The organism is Limnospira sp. PMC 1279.21, assembly GCF_032349615.1.
GTDB classification, from domain to species: domain Bacteria; phylum Cyanobacteriota; class Cyanobacteriia; order Cyanobacteriales; family Microcoleaceae; genus Limnospira; species Limnospira fusiformis.
Map to the genome: position 1 here is coordinate 1 of NZ_JARPLU010000103.1, position 18,615 is coordinate 18,615.

Here is an 18,615-nt window from a genome sequence, read left to right on the forward strand (position 1 = left end):
GTTCATGAGCCTGGAACTAGCACGCATTCCAGGGTAGGAACTTTAACTCTTGCTCGCTCACGTAGCCAGTTAAGGCTTAAGCTGGTCAGCTACCTGAAAGCGGGGGGCACGAAGCCCCCGTGCTTCAGCCGGGGGTGCTGACTGAATCCAACCTTTGGCTAATGCCTGATACCCTACCAGTTTATAGACCAGTTTGGCGGCGGTAAATTCAGAAACTACCGAATCCACAACAGGTGCTAATTCCATTACATCACAGCCAATCACTTCCTGGGATATAAATAACTGTCGCAGAAAGGCAATTAAATCATACCAGGAAAGTCCTCCGGGTTCTGGTGTGCCTACTCCGGGTATGATGCTGGGGTCGATACCGTCTAGGTCTATGGTCAGAAATACTCGCTTTGTAGGTATACTGGCGATCGCTTTTTGTATCCAATCAGACCCCCTGGCAATTTCGCGACCCCAAATTACCTTCATTTCCTGATCCCGAATTAGATCGGCTTCCGCTTTACAGATACTACGAATCCCTATTTGTACGGTCGGTAAACCCATCTCCACCACTCTACGCATCACACAAGCATGATTGTAGATAGACCCTTCGTATTCGTAGCGTAGGTCACCGTGAGCATCGATTTGGACTACTGTAAATGGTTCCGTTGAGCTTTGGCGGTAGGCTTCCACTACTCCCGCCGTGATGCCATGTTCCCCCCCCAGCGCAATCACAAACTTACCTTGATCAGCTAGAGATTTTACCGTCTCTGTGGTCACGCGCAGCATTTCCTCCAGTGACACCGACTGGCTCTCGCGGGTATCGGCAATGGCTTCATGGGTGTAAATTCCGACGATTAAGCCGATTTCCGCTTCCAGTTCATCATCATAGCATTCCAGTTGTTGGGAGGCTTCTAAGATGGCTCCCGGCCCGTTTTCGCACCCTTTGCGATAAGTGGTGGTGGCTTCAAAGGGAATTGGTAAAATGGCTACTTTGTCGGTTTTCTGGTTCGGGACAATTTCCGAGCCTAAAAAGTCCACAACTGATTTGGCTGTAATGGTTGATTGCATATTTTGGGTTTACTTGAGATTTTTGGGGCTCTCGGTACTATATAAATAATTTTGCCACGAATTTTGAATGTTCCACTAAAAATTAACACCTCAACTATCATGACCACCAACGAAGAATGGGGACCCGACCCTAACCTAACCTATCCTTTACCTGGTTATCGGCGGTTGTGCTTTCTCAAGAATATTATCAAAAATCCCAATATTATTGTGGGAGATTACACCTACTATGATGATTTTGACCATCCCGAAAACTTTGAGAAAAATGTGCGCTATCACTTTGACTTTATCGGGGATAAATTAATTATTGGCAAATTTTGTGCGATCGCCAGTGATGTAGAATTTATTATGAATGGCGCTAACCATTGTTTAGATAATTTTACCACCTATCCTTTTGAAATCTTCGGTCATGGTTGGCAAAAAGTCCAGCCTGATTCCGAATACAGTCGAGGAGATACCATTATTGCAAATGATGTTTGGATAGGCTACAAAGCTACTATTATGCCCGGCATTAAAGTCGAAAATGGGGCAATAATAGCGGCTCATTCTGTAGTCACTAAGAATGTAGAACCCTATACGATTGTCGGTGGTAATCCCGCCAAAATCATTCGTAAATGCTTCCCGGATGAAGTAATAGAACAATTACAAAAATTGTCCTGGTGGGATTGGGAAGCCGCAAAAATTACCGCCCATCTTGAGGTTTTAGCGAGTGGAAATATAGACAAATTGCGAGAATTGTCCTCAGATGGTCTTGTCTGATGTACCCTTTCTGGTTAACAATGATTGTGAAAATGATTGTGAATATAATCGCACCAGGAGAGTGATTGTGAGCCAAGGTTTTGATTATGATTTGGTAATTATTGGCGCGGGTGTGGGAGGACATGGGGCGGCTATCCACGCCGTCAACTGCGGCTTAAAGACCGCAATTGTGGAAGCCGACCTAATGGGGGGAACCTGTGTTAACCGTGGCTGTATCCCCTCTAAAGCCTTATTAGCGGCTTCTGGAAGGGTGCGGGAACTTCGTAACGCCCACCATTTGCAGTCCCTGGGAATTCAGGTGGGGGCGGTTAATTTCGATCGCCAAACTATTGCTAACCACGCCGAAAATATTGTTACTAAACTGCGATCGGATTTAACTAATAGCCTTAAACGCCTGAAAGTCGATACATTTCATGGCTGGGGTAAGGTGGCTGGACCGCAAAAAGTGGCGATCGCTACTGGGGACGGTGAAAAAATTATCACCGCTAAGGATATCATTCTCGCCCCCGGTTCTGTCCCCTTTGTACCCCCAGGTATTGAAATTGACCATCAAACCGTTTTTACCAGTGATGATGCTTTGAAATTGTCATCACTACCACAATGGATTGCTATTGTGGGGAGTGGCTATATTGGTTTGGAATTTGCCGATATTTATACGGCTTTGGGCTGTGAAGTTACCATGATTGAAGCCCTCGATAATTTGATGCCTACTTTTGACCCCGATATTGCTAAATTGGCTGAACGAGTCCTTCTGTCATCCCGCGATGTCGAAACTTTCTCTGGTAAATTAGCCCTGAAAGTGACTCCCGGTTCTCCCGTGTTAATTGAACTGGCTGACGCGAAAACTAAACAGGTCGAACAGGTTTTGGAAGTTGATGCTTGTTTGGTGGCTACTGGTCGCATTCCTGTTAGTAAAAATATGGGATTGGAAACTGTCGGGGTGGAAACTCAAAGGGGATTTATTCCCGTTGACAATTATTTGGGGGCCCTCTCCGGGACGAAACGAGTACCACATCTATGGGCGATTGGTGATGTTACTGGTAAAATGATGTTAGCCCATGCTGCATCAGCCCAAGGAGTCGCAGTAGTGGAAACTATCTGTGGACGCGATCGCCAAGTCGATTATCTCAGTATTCCGGCTGCTGCTTTTACTCACCCAGAAATTAGTTATGTGGGTATGACTGAACCCGCCGCTAAAGAGTTGGGTAAATCTCAAGGCTTTGAGGTGGCTACTGTCAAAAGCTATTTTAAGGGTAATTCTAAGGCGATCGCTGAGGTCGATACTGAGGGAGTTGCTAAGGTTATTTACCGCCAAGATACCGGGGAACTCCTGGGAGTTCATATCTTTGGCCTCCATGCTTCCGATTTGATTCAAGAGGCTGCTAATGCGATCGCTCTCCGTCAATCTGTCAATACCTTAACCTTTTTAGTCCACACCCACCCGACTTTATCAGAAGTTCTTGATGAAGCCTACAAGCGGGCTGCTACTATTGGATAATCGATAATCCTGTAGGTTGCGTCAATTATGGCGCACCCTACACACCCGATTAGATGTTATTAAAGCGCGGATTTGAGATTACCAAAATGTCCTTTTTTATACCTACTTTCAAACAATGGGGTTATTTAGATTCTATTCATCTCACCCTCTGTATTGTCGGGTCGCGGAAAATAGATGAGTTTGCTGATTTGGATTATTCCCGCCAAGGTTGGGAAATCTTTGCCCCGAATTTGACTATTTATGGCTTTGATGCTGACCAAGAAGCCTGCGATCGCCGTAATGCTGAACTCGCTTCTCAAAATATTAATTGGACTGAAAAACATATCCCCCTCGCACTCTGGAATCACTGTCAAGGTGCTTGTTTATATGTTACTCAACATCCAGGTTGTTGTTCCCTATATCCCCCTAATGATGTCGTGATTGACCGATTATCAGAATATAGCGATCGCCATAAGTTAATCTCCACTACTCAGGTCGCTACCACTACATTGGATAATTTTTTTGCCAATTTAGCACATCCCATTGATTTTATACAATTGGATGTACAAGGGGGAGAATTGAATGTTTTACTCGGAGGTAAAAATCACATTATCCCTGATGTCCTCGCCGCCGTAGTGGAGGTGAATTTTATTGAATTATACAAGCATCAACCTCTGTTTGCAGATGTTGATCAATATCTGAGAAACTCCGAATTTACTTTGTTTGATATCGGTCAAAAATGGCATGGCTTGCGACAAGGAATTAGTCTCATGTCCCGACAACATCGCGGACAGTTTGTCTGGACTGATGGCTATTATTTCCGTGATTTAATTCGACCTGACCAAAATCATCATCTCAAAACCCCAGACCGGATTCTTAAATTAGCCTGCTTGGCTGATATGTTGAGTTTTTATGATTATGCTTTGGAACTTTTGGGCTATTTAACTAAGCGATATGGTGTTAGCGATCGCCGTTACAATTTTGCTGATTGTATTATTCAAGTTTTGGAAAACAATCCCGAAGCTGTCAAGCATGGAATTAATACTATTCCTTTTGTGAATGAACTCCGAAAATACACCTATCTTACCTGATAGTTGTGTCCGCCACAATTCCTAAATTTTACCCCCAAGGTGGGGGTTTTTAGGAGGCAGATCAGTTCATCAAATTAACCTGTAAAGACTGAGTTTCATGGTTTCTCAAATTCGGAAATTTATCGAGACAGACTTGATTAAAAAAGCCCGATGATCTTTCAATTTCAATTAAATCTCGTCCTTCCACATATCCCCCCAGACGCAAAATAAATTCCAGGCTGCAATTAACCCCTGATTCTGGTATATCTTGAGTAGCGATCGCTAACAGGATAATCTTTTGAGAGTTGAGATCCATTTGAAATCGGCGGATATGGGATTGATTCCAATTAGCGGTTGTAGGTTCAGTATTAAAGCCATTATAAGTAGCCACAAAACTGGTTAACTCTTGCTGTTCTAACATTCCATTATTGTTGGCATCATATCCGGTAAATTTTCCTTGCAGAATCCCCCCTTGAAACTCAGTCGAGAAGCTATAGGTTTGGGGTGAGTTAGCCTGGGCGCGAATTAATCCACCCATAGCCAATACTAAAGCAGTAGCCCACAATAAGTAATGTTTGAAGCCAAATAATTTGGGGTAACTCATTATATACTGTAACCAAACGGGACTAAATCGAGATAAGCACCCTAATCAGCAGCCAATAATTGCCAGATTTGTTCACCAGGCAATCGGCGTTTTTGTAACTGGGAATTAACCCAATCAGCCGCCGCCATTCCTGATTCTAACACACCATTAATAGATTTGGGGCTGCACCAATCTCCGGCCCCCACCAAAGGCAGGGGGGTTATAGTAGTTATACAGGGAGTCGATAAAGATTCTTGACAAAAAGCATAACGCCATCGGTGAACCTGCATCCATTCGGGGGAGTTTAACCAAGAAAATAAGCGATCGCTGGCAGTTTGTAGGAGAATCCTTCCGGGGGTTTCTAAGTCCGTGACATCAAGATATTGGCGGGCAAATTCCGGGGTACTATGGAAAACCAAAATAGGTGTTTTGGGGTTCTGGCGGCGGCTACTGTCCAAACTGACCCACTCCAGGCGATCGCCTTCGGGAAATTCTACCCCTTTCCAGAGGGGATTTCTGTTCTCTAATGCTGCCCATTTATCCTCACCATAACCCGCCATAACTGCCAGAGAGGGATTATAGTTAAGCGATCGTATTTGTGCCACCAGCGCCGCCGGAATTTGGGCTGCCGGAGATTCTAATAAAATTAACGCTTGGGGGGCTGGAATAGCTACAACTGCCGCTTTAGCCGCGATATTTTGGGGAGTTTCCGGGTAGTTATCAGCCGTTATTGCTAAATCCAAAAACCAGCAGCCATTATCCTGGGGAGTAATTGACTCTACCCGGCGACCAAACCAAATATCCAAATCAGCCGCTAAGAATTTACCCACCCCATTCATTCCCTGGGGACAAATATAAAGGCGCTGCATTGGTGAGGGGTGAAATTCTCCCGACCGAAACTGATAAATCGTATCAGTCCACAGTTGCAGATCCGACCCCATAGCCGTGATTAACTTTCCCACAGTCTCCCCAGTAGGTTGGAGATACCGTAAACCATGATCAACCCGATCTCCGCCTACCCGACGAGTAGCTGCGCGTCCCCCAACTCCCCGAGACTTCTCCACAACTACCACCGAATATCCACCCCGCCGCAATTGTTGGGCGCAAATTAACCCGGCAATCCCAGCACCAATCACAATTATATCAACTTGGGTCATAATCAAAATGGCAATAGTAGATACTTTTCCGAAATCTGGTGAATGAGGTTAGCCAGGGGACTCCATGCCTAGGGAACACCATTACTTTGATGTCAATCATATTGATTGACTCTATGGCTACCGTCAAGAGTTCCCTACACTCCTGTTTAACTTTTGATAGCCGGGCAGAGAGTAAAATATATAATTATGGTATCATCTGGGGCTGAGGAGGGCATCGATTTTGGATGAACTGAGAACAGCATTAGAATTGGCAACAGAAGATGAGTTAGAGCAGTTGACTGAACTTCTATTTAGCCGTCGGTTTAACCCGTTGGATTATGTTAACACACCCCAACCTATTGACGTACAGAGTCGCGATCGCGATGCGTGGTTGGATTCTTTGGAACAACGTTTCCGTTATTTGGCTGCCGACGGAATGACTGTCTTGAGGGGAAAAACCCAACAAGTCACCTATCGTCAAACCTTGATCCAGGTTTGTCGGTATCTCAAGATTCCCTATTCCAGACAACTGTCTACTACTGATTTGGAGGCGGAAATTTTTCTTTCCCTCTTGGGTCGCGCTTGGGACCGTCTCCCCGTATCTGAACAGCAAGACCTGACCCGTCGTGTACAAGAGGCCTTAGCTAAATCTAAACCTATGCAGCCTTTGCCGATGTCTGTACAGAAAGACCCTTTAGGGTTGCTGTTTAAAGCCGGAAGCGCTGTAGCTATTAGTTCTGTAGTCAGACCTGTTATTCTAGGGCATATTGCCCATCAGTTTGCTTTGCATTTTGCTAAATATCAAGTCGCGCGCCAAACCTTAATTCAAGGGGGGACAGTGGCTGCTACCCAAATTCAGGGACATCTCGCGGCCCAGGCTGCTAATCGGGGTATGGCTTTGACCGCCGCCCGTTATGGCGCTACCCGCAGTATTTTGGGGTTTTTGGGTCCCGTGTTGTGGACTTGGTTTTTAGCCGACCTCGGTTGGCGCGCCATTGCTACTAATTATGCGAGGATTATTCCGACTATTTTTGCATTGGCGCAAATTCGGTTAACTCGTGGCGACTATAGTTGGCAAATGGTGTAATGGTTTGATATGACCTGGAAGTGGTTCCCAACTCACAGCGATCGCTCTTTACAAACTGCCTGGAATTGCATACAGTTGGGAGTGTTAGCCTTGCCCCTATTGCCTAATTTAGGGGCTATTGCCATCTTTGTAGCCGTCATTACTACCCTTAAACACAGATATCAACAGATACTTAATCTACCTAAAATCCGAGGCTTATTAGGATTAGCTGGACTGTTACTGTTAACCGTTATTTTTGCCGAAAATCCAGTTGAGGCAATTTTGGGCACTGCTAATTTTATCCCCTATTTTATCGTCTTTGCTGCTGTAGCAATCCTCCTTGAGAATTTTGCACAACTTCGATGGCTGTCTTGGTTATTGATTTTACCCGGAATTCCTATTGTGATTTTGGGTTGGGGACAGCAATTTCTGGGTTGGTCCGGTATCGAACTATTACAAAGTGTTTTAGGCTGGGTATTAGCACCAGGAGGAAACCCACAAGGGCGGATGGCTTCTGTGTTCATGTATGCGAATATTTTGGCTGCTTATTTAGTCATTGTTTTCGCCTTTTCTTTGGGTTTGCTAGTCGCAGAATTAGGGTTAATAACTGATGTAAATTATGAAAAACACGGGATTTTAACTAATGTTAATCCTCGATTTTTGCTGGTAACTGCTGCTACTACAACTCTACTTTCCGGGTTGGGTTTAATTGTCACTAACTCCCGTAATGCTTGGATTGTGGGGGTTTGTGTTAGTTTAGCATACGCCATATATTTGGGTTGGAATTGGTTGTTAGGGTTGGTCGGTGTAGTTGTGGCTGCGGTGTTGGGGGCTGCTTTTGCACCTTCTCCTCTTCGGGATAGTTTACGGGTAATTATTCCAGGCTATTTTTGGCAAAGATTAACCGATGAAAATTTCGATCGCCCCCTAGAAACTCTCAGGATAACTCAGTGGCGATTTACTTGGGAAATGACCCGACAACGACCAATTACTGGCTGGGGTTTGCGAAATTTTACCCCCGTTTATGAAGCCCAAATGAATGTTTGGATGGGACACCCCCACAGTCTACCATTAATGATGATGGCGGAAGTCGGTATTCCGATAACTATAGCTTTTTGGGCTGGGGTGGGATGGGTATTAGTAGATGGGGTAAAATTGATGGGGCGACCCTATTTAACTAAAGGCGATCGCCTAGTTTTATTTAGTTATATCGTAGCATTTGGGGCCTGTGTTTTATTTAACTTAGCCGATGTCACCATATTTGATTTTCGGGTGAATCTGTTAGGATGGTTACTGTTGGCGGGTATTTATGGGGTAACTAAGAATTAGTCTCCCGGGTTTTCTCTTCTGGGGAAGTCACAATTTCTTGAATTTGGTCTAAAGTTTTAACTACCAGTCGTTTCGCTTGTAGTTTCCATCCTAATTGCTGAATCGAAAAAGCCGCATAAAACCCCACCGCTGTAGCGATAAAATCCAGAGGCTGTGACCAGGAAATTCCGAACAATAGACCTAAGCCACCAATTCCCCAAAATGGCAAAGCTACCATTTGCCGATTTTCTTCCACTAATTTCGCCAAAAAATTATTAGGTATTTCCGCCATAATTTCTTCGCGGATTTTATGCTGTTGGGGATAGGGAACTGCAAAGCTAAATTTACGGCGCAGTTTCTCCATTTTGCGGGCTTCTGTACTATACTCCGTTAATTCATCTTCTGCCATTAAAATCAGTTGTTCTTTTTGACTCATGGTGCTTTGGTTGTTAAAATTTATGACCTGTCACCACCATAAACCCTACCGGATATTTTGGCAAGCGGGAAATCTGATCACCCGGAAAAAAAGCCCTAGCATTCAAACCTCCTATTTTTGGAAGCGTTTTTTAACTCGGGAAATCAGTAAATCCACTTCCGGTAATTTCATCTGTAACGCCCAGAAAGCAAACAACCCCAAACCAATAAATCCTGGAATAGACAGTTCCAATAATATGGCAAAAAATCCTCGGCTACCTAACCACTCCTCCAAACCGAGACGAATTACCCAGGCCACTAAGCCAACGACTATACTACCAGCAGCCAAGCCGAGAAATGGCCGACTCCACTCTTTCCAGGGTAAACCACCTAGGCGGATATGTAATAACCATAACATCATCACCATAGAGATTAAGTTAACTCCCACGGTAGCCAAAACTAAACCGGGCGCACCGAAAGCATTAACCAAAATGTAGTCTAATAGTGCATTCAGGAAAATGTTAAAGAGACTAACCCGAAAGGGAGTCTGTCCGTCTCCGAGACCGTAGAAGACTCTGACTAAAACATCTCGCCCCAGGTAGACAAACATTCCGCTACCATAGGCCATTAACATTAAAGCCACAAATTTGGAGGCGGCTAGGTCAAAGGCGTAGCGTTCATATACCACCCGCACAGAAGGCAATGCTAAGGCTACCATTAATGCACTCAGGGGTAACATGGTAATCGCCGTTAGGGTTAAAGCCTGACGGATACGGTCTTTTAATTCTGGCCAGTCGCTGGGGTCTCGCAAGCGGGAAAACAGGGGCAGGAATGGCACTAAAATCATGTTGGAAATGATGCCGAGGGGCGTTTGTACCATTAACCCGGAATAAGCCATGGCGGCGGCGGCTTGGGGTATGTAGGAGGCGAAAAATAGGTCGGTATAGACGTTAATTTGTAGCGTCCCTGATGACAGGGTGGCGGGAATCATTACTTTCATTACGTCTCGGACTCCGGGCTGTTGGAAGTTGAAGCGCAGCCGCAGTTTACCGAGTCCCGATCGCCACATGGCGGGAAGTTGTACTATCCACTGTAGGATAGCCCCAGATAGGGTTCCTCCGGCTAATACTAGCCCTCCTAACAGGGCGTATTGCGGTTGGGTGATACTTTCGCCCAAATATAGGGCGAGGGCGATTAAACTGCCAATCAGGGCGAGGCTGGAAAATAGGGGACTAATGGAGGGTAGCCAATACATATCGGCGGCGTTGAGGCTACCGAAGCCAATACCTATTAACCCAGATAAAAGGGCCATCGGAGCCATGATTTTGAGTTGCTGAATGGCGATCGCCCTAATTTCTATGCCTTCCGGGGTCTGGCTTAGTCCTGGGGCGACTAGATCAATCATAGGGGTGGCAAAAATGATTAATCCCACCGTCACAAATAGCAAGACAGTCCCCACTAGGGTGGTGATCGTTTCTACTAGGGGTTCGATTTCTTCCCGTTTACGTTTGGCCAACGCGCTGACGATCGCACTATGGAAGGGGCCGTTAATGCCACCTAATAAAATCAGCAGGAAGCCAGGAATTACATAGGCGTAGTTGTAAGCATCGATGGCTGGCCCTACTCCAAAGGCTGCGGCCATCGCCTGTTGTCTGACTAAGCCAAAGATTTTACTAATCAGAGTGGCGATCGCGACAATGGTGGCAATTCCCACCAGGGACCGGGTGACTTGTGGTGATTCTGACACAGAGTTTTAGGAAAGTAGGAATATATGGGACAGGGTTAATTAATAACTGTTAATTGTCAACTGTCAAGTTTTGGATTCGTATACAATAATCCGGTTTCCGCAAGGATCATAAGCGTAAATTTCCCGACCGTGGGAGGCGATGATAATTTCGCCCGGTGGTGGGTAGCCTAAATCGCGAAAATTCTTGATCGCTTTTTCTAGGTCACTTACCTGCAAGCATAAACTCATTGCGCCCTTAGGGGAACTAAATTCTTGGCGATCGCCGCTTCTGGGTTCAAATATCCCTAATCGTAAACCCGGTAATTGAAATTCCGCATACACTCCCTCAATATAGATCTGGGGTGGCATCCCCAATAAATCACTATAAAATTGGCTGAGTTGGGCCAGATTAGGGGTCGAGATGGTGACAACAGCCGCGTGACAGTGTAAAACCATATTTGGGAACTTAAAAAGGGGGGGCTTGACTACACTTGATCATCATAGTTACTTTTGGGATCAGGCGATCGGCATAATCTAGTCTTAAATATCATTGATTACTTTCATCGAGATCACTTAATTAATTGAACAATGGCGCGAATTTTTATATCTGCTGGTCATGGAGGTTTTGAGAATGGGGTTAGAGACCCTGGTATTGTAGCCGGGGGAACTACTGAAGCTCAAGAAATGATCCGAATTCGAGATATATTATTATCAGAATTGCGTTCTCGTGGGGTTCAGGCTTTGGCGGTCCCTGATGATCTATCTCAGGTCCAAACTATTGACTGGATTAATACTTATTCCCATCGTGGTGATGTGGCTATTGAATTGCACATGGGAGGCTCTCCTAATCCTTCTAATCGAGGGGTTACTGTATTTCATATAGCATATAATTCTCAACGCAAAAAAGATGCCGAGTTGATTCTCTGGTCCTTATTGCGGCGGGTTCCTCAGTTTCCCAGCCGTGGCGCTAAACCGGACACGGAAACTGGACTCGGACATCTAATTTTTTGCCGTTGGATTGCTATTCCTTCCTTATATATAGAAATCGGTTATTTGACTAATCCTAATGACCGGAATATTTTACAAAGCCGCCGCGCAGATATCGCTACCGGTCTGGCTGATGGTCTGGTGGCTTGGGTGAAAAGTGAACATATTAATCCCACCCCTCCTTTACCCCCAGGAAATCGGGTTTATGGTTCAATTGGGATTAGAATTAACGGTCAGGTTTATGGGGAAAGGGGACTTTTGGTTAATGGTAACTCTTATATACCTATCGATTTGGTAGACCGCCTAGGAATTGACTTAACCCAATTGGCTAGGGTGATTCGGATTCGATATAATAATATTGTTTATATTAAGGCGATCGACTTGCGGAATTTTGGTATTGCTGTCAGTTGGGATAATCCTAATCGGACGGTGGTTTTAAGGTCGATTTCTCGACTCTATAACGACCAAATCGATCGCATTATGGGGGGAGGATATACCACGGAAGTACAAATGATTGTATTTCTGAAGTCAGAAAATCCTGATGCGCCTAATCAGTTTCCCGAAATTGCTAAATTATATCGCCGTGAAGCTATGGTCGAAGGGGTTAATTATGATGTGGCTTTTTGTCAGATGTGTTTGGAGACGGATTTCCTCAAATTTGGCGGAATTGTCAAACCTTCAGACTATAATTTTGCGGGTTTGGGAACTGTTGGGGGTTCCTCGGAAATTGCTGCATTTGCTACTACTGAAGAAGGGGTGAGGGCGCATATTCAACATCTGAAAGCCTACGCTACCCATGAACCTATTGTTCAGGAAATTGTAGACCCTCGTTTTGATTATATCACTAGGGGGGTCGCTCCCTCTGTGTTTTCTTTGGGAGGAAGATGGTCTGATGACCCTCAATATGGCGATCGCATTGTGGCTTTAGTCCGAAGACTTTATGAAATGTCTGGCTTGCTGTAATCTATGGATTATCAAATATCTCCTAAATCACAGAATTTTAATATCCCTAACCCTCACAATTTTTTAATTGCTGAAAACGGCGATTTATTTCTAGATATTGTGCAGCAAACTCTGGGCGAATTGATTAATTATCATCAAGAATATGGGAAAACAGCGACTATTTTAATGGCGGAACCTGATCCGGTCATATTTTTAGCCACCTTTTGGGCGGGTATTATGGCTAACTGTTCCCTGATTTTAGCTAATCCCAATTGGAGTATTGGGGAATGGGAACAGGTGTTTAATCGCATAGGTCAAACGGATTTACAATTTGGGAAGATTCCCAAGATTGCCAATATTGATCATGTCAATAATCCCGTAAATATGAGGCGATCGCCTTTTCCTGATGGGTCGATATTAATTCCCACAGGTGGTACATCAGGAACCATAAAATTTGCCGTTCACACCTGGGAAACCCTCACCGCTTCCGCCATAGGATTTCAACAGTATTTTGACCAATCCCAGATAAATAGTTTCTGTATTTTACCCCTATTTCATGTGAGTGGGTTAATGCAATTTGTGCGATCGCTAATTACTGGGGGACAGTTGGTAATTTGGTCTGGCAAAAATTTAGAAAACCGTGACTATCCCCAACTAGATATTTCCGATTTTTTTATTTCCCTAGTTCCCACCCAACTACACCGCCTTTTACACCATCCCCAAACCGCTAATTGGTTATCCAAATTTACCACCGTTTTATTGGGGGGAAGTCCCCCTTGGTTAGAGTTACTCAACCAAGCCAGACGACACCAAATTAGACTTTCTCCCACCTATGGAATGACCGAAACAGCTTCCGGGGTTGTCACCCTAAAACCTGATGATTTTTTAGCCGGAAACAATAGCAGCGGTCGCGTCCTTCCCCATGCTAAGGTCATGATTGTAGATCCACAGGGTCAACCGGTAAAATCTCCCGAAATTGGATTGATTAAAATTCAGGCTAATTCTCTCAGTTGGGGTCATGACACACAGATAAATCAACCTAGACTCAGCCAGTTGATTACTGATGATTTGGGATATTTTGATGAATGTGGATATTTAACCCTGGTGGGAAGACAGGGAGATCAAATTATTACTGGGGGTGAAAATGTTTTTCCGGTGGAAGTAGAAGCCGCTATTTTAGCCACGGGAATGGTGGCTGATGTTTGTGTGGTGGGAATTGGCGATCGCCACTGGGGAGAAGTGGTCACGGCGGTTTATGTTCCCCATGACCCTCCGGTATCTATTCAAATATTAGCCAATTCTTTAGGCGATCGCCTCAGTCGTTATAAACATCCCAAAAACTGGATAGCAGTTGATACATTACCCCGCAATGACCGAGGTAAAATTAACCGCCAATTGGTCATTCAACAAATCCAAAACTGATTTGATTTGGGATGATCAATTATTCCGATTGATTACTTGACAAAATAGACCAAGCCTGGTATAATCCCGCCGAGGAAAACGCCGGAGTATGGGGGTCGAGGGAAAATCGCCGCCTTAACGAGGCGGGTTTCTGTCTGGTTGGCGGGACTGTTTCCCTAAGTTATCAATCCATTCCAGTAAACGGCGCGATAGTTGCCAGTTGCGGTTTAAAATTTCATCGGAAGCCACAATAGCCCCCAGTAGTAGCGCCACTGATAATATATCCATAATCCCTGATACTTGCTAGATTTTACAGTTTGAGTGCTACTGGAGCATCAGGATAGACTGTACAGTGTGATTTTGTCAAACCCAAAACTGAAAAACCCTGTCTTATGTGGGATATAAGGGTTATCTATGGAGACGATCGCGACAAAGTATTTAACATATCTTAAGATTCCGTTATAATAGCGGGCGATAGCAAGCGAGCAAAGGGAATGGTACAGGCTTTGTTTGGAAGCAGTCCGATTCAGACCCCAAGTGGCGATCGCCTGGTCAGTAAAGTTGTCGGGGCAGCGATCGCCTCATTATTCAAACGTTCTGATCACATAGAAGCTAACGTCCGTGCCGAACCCGTGGCCAAGCTGTTACAGGGAAGCGTAGATGGATTTGACTTCATTGGCAAAGGAATGCTGATGTACAATGGTCTGCGGATCGCAGTGATGGAACTCTACCTAGAAGCAGTGGCGATCGACTTTAGCGCCATTTTTTCGGGTCAAGTCCAACTGCGACAACCGACAATGGCAGTGATGCGAGTAGTTTTGACCCAAGAGGATCTGACAGAATCCTTTAATACCCCCTTCATTGTAGAGAAGTTACAACGTCTCCAGTATCAGGGCGAACCCCTAAAGTTTCAGAAAACCCAAATGCAGGTCAACCCAGATAATACCCTGGGGTTTCAGTCTCAGATCAGGATTGGCGACTCTCGGAGTTTAACCTGTGTAGATTTTTGCGCCCAGGTCGAAGTACAAAAACGTCGGCATATCCAATTTGTCAACGTCCAATATAACGGGGACCAAGAGGCTGTCAACCTAGGTAAAGCCATGATTGATCACGTCAACAATTTACTTGATCTCGATAAGTTTGCCCTAGAAGGTACACAACTACGGGTTGATCGGATGCGGATTCAGAATGAGTCCCTAATTTTCTACGGTTCAGCGCAAATCAACCAATTTCCCAAGGGAAAAAGGGGTTAATCGTGGGTTGATGGTCACTAACCCCAGCCTAGGGCCTATTGTCTAAGCCCTAGGCAGTCAACTACCACCGGATAGGTGGGTTAGGATTTAGGATCATCCTTACCAACTTTAGGGATAAAATCGGGGCGATCCTTACCTTCCCAACCGGGGGGTCGTTTAGAATTGTACCAAGCGATCGAGCCAATACTCACAGCAGCAATAAAACCCACAACCAACACAGCTACCGGAATCCAAAGGGTATTTTCCATGATAGATATTTCCTTTCACTTCACCAATGTATTAACGATTATCCTACCTGATAGAGCAGGCTAGGAGTTTTTCACTTCCATTTGGGGTTACACTGCAATACATACATTGCGCGCTGTAGAGGAAAAATTCCCAATGCCACCTTGGGTTTTTGGATTATTGATGATGGTCGGTAGCTTTGTGTTAGGGGGACTTCCCCTAACCAGTTGGATTGTCAAAGGGTTAACTCGCATTGACTTAGCCAAGCAGGGTAGCGGTAACGTCGGGGTTGCGGCAGCTTTTACCCAAGCCGGGAGGGTCGCGGGCATTTTCGCGGCTGTAGCTGAAGCGCTCCGAGGTATTATCCCAGTAATTGTCGCCCGATCGCTATTTCCTAGTGAATGGGAACCCTTAGCCCTAATTTCCCTAGTTTTCCTGGTAGTCGGTCGATATCTGATCGCCAAAGGCGGCGGTGTCACTAATGCCACTTGGGGGGTTTTAGTTTATTCTCCCCCAGTGGCTATCTCCGCAGGGATTAGCGGTCTATTACTGTGGCGGTTAGCCCTGACTATTTGGCCGAGTCAACCTACCCGCGCCCGACTGCGGGCTATGCGTTTCGCCTGTTTAAGTAGTCCCCTCTGGTTGTCTGCTTGGCATAGTCTCCCGGATCATCGTGATTTATCATTAGCAGAACTCCTAGCAGCGATCGCTTTAGCTTTGGTGTTGATTATAATTAACCTGCGCCAAGGTGATGATTTTGGCTTGTTTATGAAACAGCAATTATTATCCTTAAATGACCCCCTAGATCTTGATAGCTGTGGTGAAAAAGCCACCCGGCTTAGTCAACTAAAACAAGCCGGGTTTAAAGTTCCTTCCGGCTGGGTTTTACCAACTATGGGCAATCAGGAAATTGCCCGAGATAGCCAATCTCAACATCAAGACGAAATCGACTATTTTCAACTGCCAACACCAACTTATCATTATCCGTTAATTGTGCGTTCTTCCGCCTTGGGAGAAGATGGAGATAGCAGTTCCGCCGCCGGACAATATACCACCGTTGGTCTGATTACATCTGAGGCACAATTGCGGTCAGCGATCGCCCGTTGTAGAGACTCTTACTGGAGTGCGGAAGCCAAAGCCTATCGCCACCAAAGGAATTTATATGACACCGGAATTGCCGTTTTAATTCAACCCTATATTAGCGCCCAGATATCTGGGGTCATGTTTACCCGGAATCCCTTAGATGGAGGTTCCCAGGTGGTCATAGAAGCCTTAGCCGGGGAAGGAGATGTCGTAGTTTCTGGGCAAAATACCCCCGTACATTTAGAAATAGACACCGCCACAGAAACGGCTACTTATGAGAGTTTAAATAAACTGGGAGATGATGGTTTATTATCGCGATCGCTACTAGGGGATTTAGTAGCAGAAGCACAGGCGATCGAAGCCTTTTATCATGGTTTACCCCAAGATATAGAATGGGTTTGGGATGGCGAACAGATTTGGATATTGCAAACTCGACCCATTACCAACCTGCGACCTATTTGGACTCGGAAAATTGCCGCCGAGGTAATTCCGGGGGTAATTCCTCCCCTCACTTGGTCAATTAATCGGCCTTTGACCTGTGGAGTATGGGGGGAAATTTTTAGCCTGGTTTTAGGGAAAAAAGCCAGTCAACTAGACTTTCAAGAAACCGCGACCCTCTTGGGTTCCCACGCCTATTTTAATGCCACCCTGTTGGGGGAAATTTTTAGGATGATGGGATTACCAGAACAGGGTTTAGAGTTTCTGTTGCGGGGGGAAAATATGGGTAAACCACCCCTAAAAACTATGTTGGCTTCTGTACCAGGTTTATGGTTATTGGTACAGAGAGAGTTGGCGCTAGTCCATGAATTTGAACGCGATCGCGACAAGATTTTCGATCCGGGTTTACAACGATTAGAAGCTGATAGTTATTATGAAACTCGCCTACCAAGTTCCCTATCTTTACCACAGTTGATCCAACGGGTTGACCGGATTCAAGAAATCCTGAAATTAGCAACTTATTACAATATTTTGGGACCCATTGGCTTGGCAATTCGGCGATCGCTTTTTCAAGTCCCAGAGGAATGGCTACCCGTGGCTAATTCCCCCGAAGTCGCTTCCATGCGAGAGTTGCAGAAAATTGCCGATCACCTCCCGGAAGGGGAAAATTTACAGGTATTAGCAGACCAGTTTTCTCAAAATCCTGAGTTGCAACAACAGTTTAAACAATGGTTGCGCGAGTATGGATATTTAAGTGAAGTGGGAACCGATATTTCCGTCGCGACTTGGTGGGAACAACCCCAGACATTTCGGCAGATGTTATTCACTATGGCGGAAAATCCCGCCAGCGGCACTAATCGCAATGTAGGCGGATTTAGTGTCTGGCAAAAATGGCGGCTCAATCGGTGTTATAAACGAGCTGTAATTAAGGGTGAAATTGCCGAGGTTTATGGTAAATTATTGGCTCATTTGCGCTGGACTTTTTTGGCAATTGAAGCCGTCGCCTTAGAGTCGGAAATTCTCACGCAACCGGGGGATATTTTCTTTTTGAAATTATCCGAAATTCGCAGTTGGATAGAGTCGGGAATTGATCCGCAATGGCGGGAAGTGGTCAAACGGCGGCGACAACAGTATGAATGCGATCGCGATCGCACCGTCCCTCCCGTGGTTTATGGGAATTTGCTACCCGAACCTAAACCAGAACCCCTCGAAGGCGCTTTACAGGGAATTCCCGCCAGTGTCGGCTCCGTGGAAGGCTATGTACAGGTTTGTCGGAATTTGGCGGAAGGCTTGGAAAATGGCATCGAAAAGCCCATTGTGGTAGTCCCCTATACTGATGCGGGTTGGGCTCCTTTACTCATGGGGGCGGCGGCGATTATTTCTGAGGTGGGGGGTCAGTTATCCCATGGGGCGATCGTCGCCCGCGAATATGGCATTCCGGCGGTGATGAATGTCTCCCAAGCCATGTCCCGCCTCAAGACCGGTCAACGGGTCCGGGTAGACGGCTACCGGGGAACGATCGAGATTTTGGACAATTCCAATTAATAATTAATAATTAATAATTAATAATTAATAATTATCACCCTCGTAGGGTGCGTCACAGGGATAACCTATCGGGTCAACAGCCAATTTTATGGTTCTGACGCACCACATTAATTATCGGGGGTGGGGCGGGTTTCTAAGGAAGTAGGGTT

General features: G+C 45.4%; 17 protein-coding genes. 9 read left to right on the forward strand and 8 right to left on the reverse strand.

Features of this window, described 5'->3' with window-relative positions:
• Positions 1–69 precede the first annotated feature (69 nt).
• On the reverse strand, positions 70–1,056 hold the full coding sequence (gene speB / locus P5683_RS15550) for an agmatinase (protein ID WP_046319458.1): 987 nt from the start codon (positions 1,054–1,056) through the stop codon (positions 70–72).
• 99 nt (positions 1,057–1,155) lie between these two features.
• Between speB and P5683_RS15555 the strand changes: the two genes are divergently transcribed.
• The 3 genes from P5683_RS15555 (at position 1,156) to P5683_RS15565 (ending at position 4,380) form a co-directional block, all read left to right on the forward strand.
• Positions 1,156–1,812: a CatB-related O-acetyltransferase gene (locus P5683_RS15555; protein ID WP_193521086.1), complete on the forward strand. Its 657-nt coding sequence runs from the start codon at positions 1,156–1,158 to the stop codon at positions 1,810–1,812.
• A 67-nt stretch (positions 1,813–1,879) separates the two neighbouring features.
• Positions 1,880–3,310 (forward strand): dihydrolipoyl dehydrogenase, encoded by a 1,431-nt coding sequence (gene lpdA, locus P5683_RS15560; protein ID WP_035760166.1) that lies wholly within the window; start codon positions 1,880–1,882, stop codon positions 3,308–3,310.
• Between the two features lie 86 nt (positions 3,311–3,396).
• On the forward strand, positions 3,397–4,380 hold the full coding sequence (locus P5683_RS15565; protein ID WP_187758450.1) for an FkbM family methyltransferase: 984 nt from the start codon (positions 3,397–3,399) through the stop codon (positions 4,378–4,380).
• Between the two features lie 61 nt (positions 4,381–4,441).
• On the opposite strand, the gene P5683_RS15570 is transcribed toward P5683_RS15565, so the two are convergent.
• Together P5683_RS15570 and P5683_RS15575 are read right to left on the reverse strand one after the other, a co-directional pair.
• On the reverse strand, positions 4,442–4,963 hold the full coding sequence (locus tag P5683_RS15570; protein WP_006670122.1) for a hypothetical protein: 522 nt from the start codon (positions 4,961–4,963) through the stop codon (positions 4,442–4,444).
• Positions 4,964–5,004: 41 nt separating this feature from the next.
• Positions 5,005–6,099, reverse strand: a complete 1,095-nt coding sequence (locus tag P5683_RS15575) for an NAD(P)/FAD-dependent oxidoreductase (protein WP_006625218.1) — start codon at positions 6,097–6,099, stop codon at positions 5,005–5,007.
• A gap of 220 nt (positions 6,100–6,319) precedes the next feature.
• Between P5683_RS15575 and P5683_RS15580 the strand changes: the two genes are divergently transcribed.
• Positions 6,320–7,165 carry a YaaW family protein gene (locus P5683_RS15580; RefSeq protein WP_006625219.1) on the forward strand — a complete coding sequence of 282 codons (846 nt, stop codon included), beginning with the start codon at positions 6,320–6,322 and terminating at the stop codon, positions 7,163–7,165.
• Positions 7,166–7,174: 9 nt separating this feature from the next.
• The gene (locus P5683_RS15585) at positions 7,175–8,473 is read left to right on the forward strand and encodes an O-antigen ligase (protein ID WP_006625220.1); all 1,299 of its coding nucleotides are present in this window, start codon (positions 7,175–7,177) and stop codon (positions 8,471–8,473) included.
• On the opposite strand, the gene P5683_RS15590 is transcribed toward P5683_RS15585, so the two are convergent.
• The 3 genes from P5683_RS15590 to P5683_RS15600 all read right to left on the reverse strand — a co-directional run bounded on the left by P5683_RS15590 (position 8,463) and on the right by P5683_RS15600 (position 11,048).
• On the reverse strand, positions 8,463–8,888 hold the full coding sequence (locus P5683_RS15590) for a hypothetical protein (protein WP_006625221.1): 426 nt from the start codon (positions 8,886–8,888) through the stop codon (positions 8,463–8,465). The two genes, P5683_RS15585 and P5683_RS15590, sit on opposite strands and share 11 nt — an antisense overlap.
• 111 nt (positions 8,889–8,999) lie before the next feature.
• On the reverse strand, positions 9,000–10,613 hold the full coding sequence (murJ, locus tag P5683_RS15595; RefSeq protein ID WP_006625222.1) for a murein biosynthesis integral membrane protein MurJ: 1,614 nt from the start codon (positions 10,611–10,613) through the stop codon (positions 9,000–9,002).
• Between the two features lie 63 nt (positions 10,614–10,676).
• Positions 10,677–11,048, reverse strand: a complete 372-nt coding sequence (locus P5683_RS15600) for a VOC family protein (RefSeq protein WP_006625223.1) — start codon at positions 11,046–11,048, stop codon at positions 10,677–10,679.
• A gap of 132 nt (positions 11,049–11,180) precedes the next feature.
• Here P5683_RS15600 and P5683_RS15605 point away from each other — a divergent pair, with 132 nt between their 5' ends.
• A complete protein-coding gene (locus tag P5683_RS15605) occupies positions 11,181–12,542 on the forward strand; it encodes an N-acetylmuramoyl-L-alanine amidase (protein ID WP_006625224.1) in 1,362 nt (453 codons plus the stop codon).
• Between the two features lie 3 nt (positions 12,543–12,545).
• A complete protein-coding gene (locus tag P5683_RS15610; RefSeq protein ID WP_006670123.1) occupies positions 12,546–13,943 on the forward strand; it encodes a 2-succinylbenzoate--CoA ligase in 1,398 nt (465 codons plus the stop codon).
• Positions 13,944–14,057: 114 nt separating this feature from the next.
• Here P5683_RS15610 and P5683_RS15615 read toward each other — a convergent pair whose 3' ends face one another.
• Positions 14,058–14,210, reverse strand: a complete 153-nt coding sequence (locus P5683_RS15615; protein WP_006625226.1) for a hypothetical protein — start codon at positions 14,208–14,210, stop codon at positions 14,058–14,060.
• A gap of 206 nt (positions 14,211–14,416) precedes the next feature.
• Here P5683_RS15615 and P5683_RS15620 point away from each other — a divergent pair, with 206 nt between their 5' ends.
• Positions 14,417–15,175, forward strand: coding sequence for a DUF2993 domain-containing protein (locus P5683_RS15620; RefSeq protein WP_006625227.1), 759 nt, complete (start codon positions 14,417–14,419; stop codon positions 15,173–15,175).
• Positions 15,176–15,255: 80 nt separating this feature from the next.
• Here P5683_RS15620 and psb35 read toward each other — a convergent pair whose 3' ends face one another.
• On the reverse strand, positions 15,256–15,423 hold the full coding sequence (gene psb35 / locus P5683_RS15625) for a photosystem II assembly protein Psb35 (RefSeq protein WP_006625228.1): 168 nt from the start codon (positions 15,421–15,423) through the stop codon (positions 15,256–15,258).
• Positions 15,424–15,556: 133 nt separating this feature from the next.
• Between psb35 and P5683_RS15630 the strand changes: the two genes are divergently transcribed.
• Positions 15,557–18,466 (forward strand): glycerol-3-phosphate acyltransferase, encoded by a 2,910-nt coding sequence (locus tag P5683_RS15630; RefSeq protein ID WP_006670124.1) that lies wholly within the window; start codon positions 15,557–15,559, stop codon positions 18,464–18,466.
• Positions 18,467–18,615: the final 149 nt, after the last annotated feature.

Excerpts from the sequence above, each read along its gene's own strand:
- P5683_RS15555 (WP_193521086.1), top strand. The coding sequence starts at position 1,156 with ATGACCACCAACGAAGAATGGGGACCCGACCCTAACCTAACCTATCCT.
- P5683_RS15590 (WP_006625221.1), bottom strand. The coding sequence starts at position 8,888 with ATGAGTCAAAAAGAACAACTGATTTTAATGGCAGAAGATGAATTAACG.
- P5683_RS15620 (WP_006625227.1), top strand. The coding sequence starts at position 14,417 with ATGGTACAGGCTTTGTTTGGAAGCAGTCCGATTCAGACCCCAAGTGGC.
- P5683_RS15575 (WP_006625218.1), bottom strand. The coding sequence starts at position 6,099 with ATGACCCAAGTTGATATAATTGTGATTGGTGCTGGGATTGCCGGGTTA.
- P5683_RS15565 (WP_187758450.1), top strand. The coding sequence starts at position 3,397 with ATGTCCTTTTTTATACCTACTTTCAAACAATGGGGTTATTTAGATTCT.
- P5683_RS15600 (WP_006625223.1), bottom strand. The coding sequence starts at position 11,048 with ATGGTTTTACACTGTCACGCGGCTGTTGTCACCATCTCGACCCCTAAT.
- P5683_RS15570 (WP_006670122.1), bottom strand. The coding sequence starts at position 4,963 with ATGAGTTACCCCAAATTATTTGGCTTCAAACATTACTTATTGTGGGCT.
- psb35 (WP_006625228.1), bottom strand. The coding sequence starts at position 15,423 with ATGGAAAATACCCTTTGGATTCCGGTAGCTGTGTTGGTTGTGGGTTTT.
- P5683_RS15610 (WP_006670123.1), top strand. The coding sequence starts at position 12,546 with ATGGATTATCAAATATCTCCTAAATCACAGAATTTTAATATCCCTAAC.
- P5683_RS15615 (WP_006625226.1), bottom strand. The coding sequence starts at position 14,210 with ATGGATATATTATCAGTGGCGCTACTACTGGGGGCTATTGTGGCTTCC.
- P5683_RS15630 (WP_006670124.1), top strand. The coding sequence starts at position 15,557 with ATGCCACCTTGGGTTTTTGGATTATTGATGATGGTCGGTAGCTTTGTG.
- P5683_RS15585 (WP_006625220.1), top strand. The coding sequence starts at position 7,175 with ATGACCTGGAAGTGGTTCCCAACTCACAGCGATCGCTCTTTACAAACT.
- speB (WP_046319458.1), bottom strand. The coding sequence starts at position 1,056 with ATGCAATCAACCATTACAGCCAAATCAGTTGTGGACTTTTTAGGCTCG.
- P5683_RS15605 (WP_006625224.1), top strand. The coding sequence starts at position 11,181 with ATGGCGCGAATTTTTATATCTGCTGGTCATGGAGGTTTTGAGAATGGG.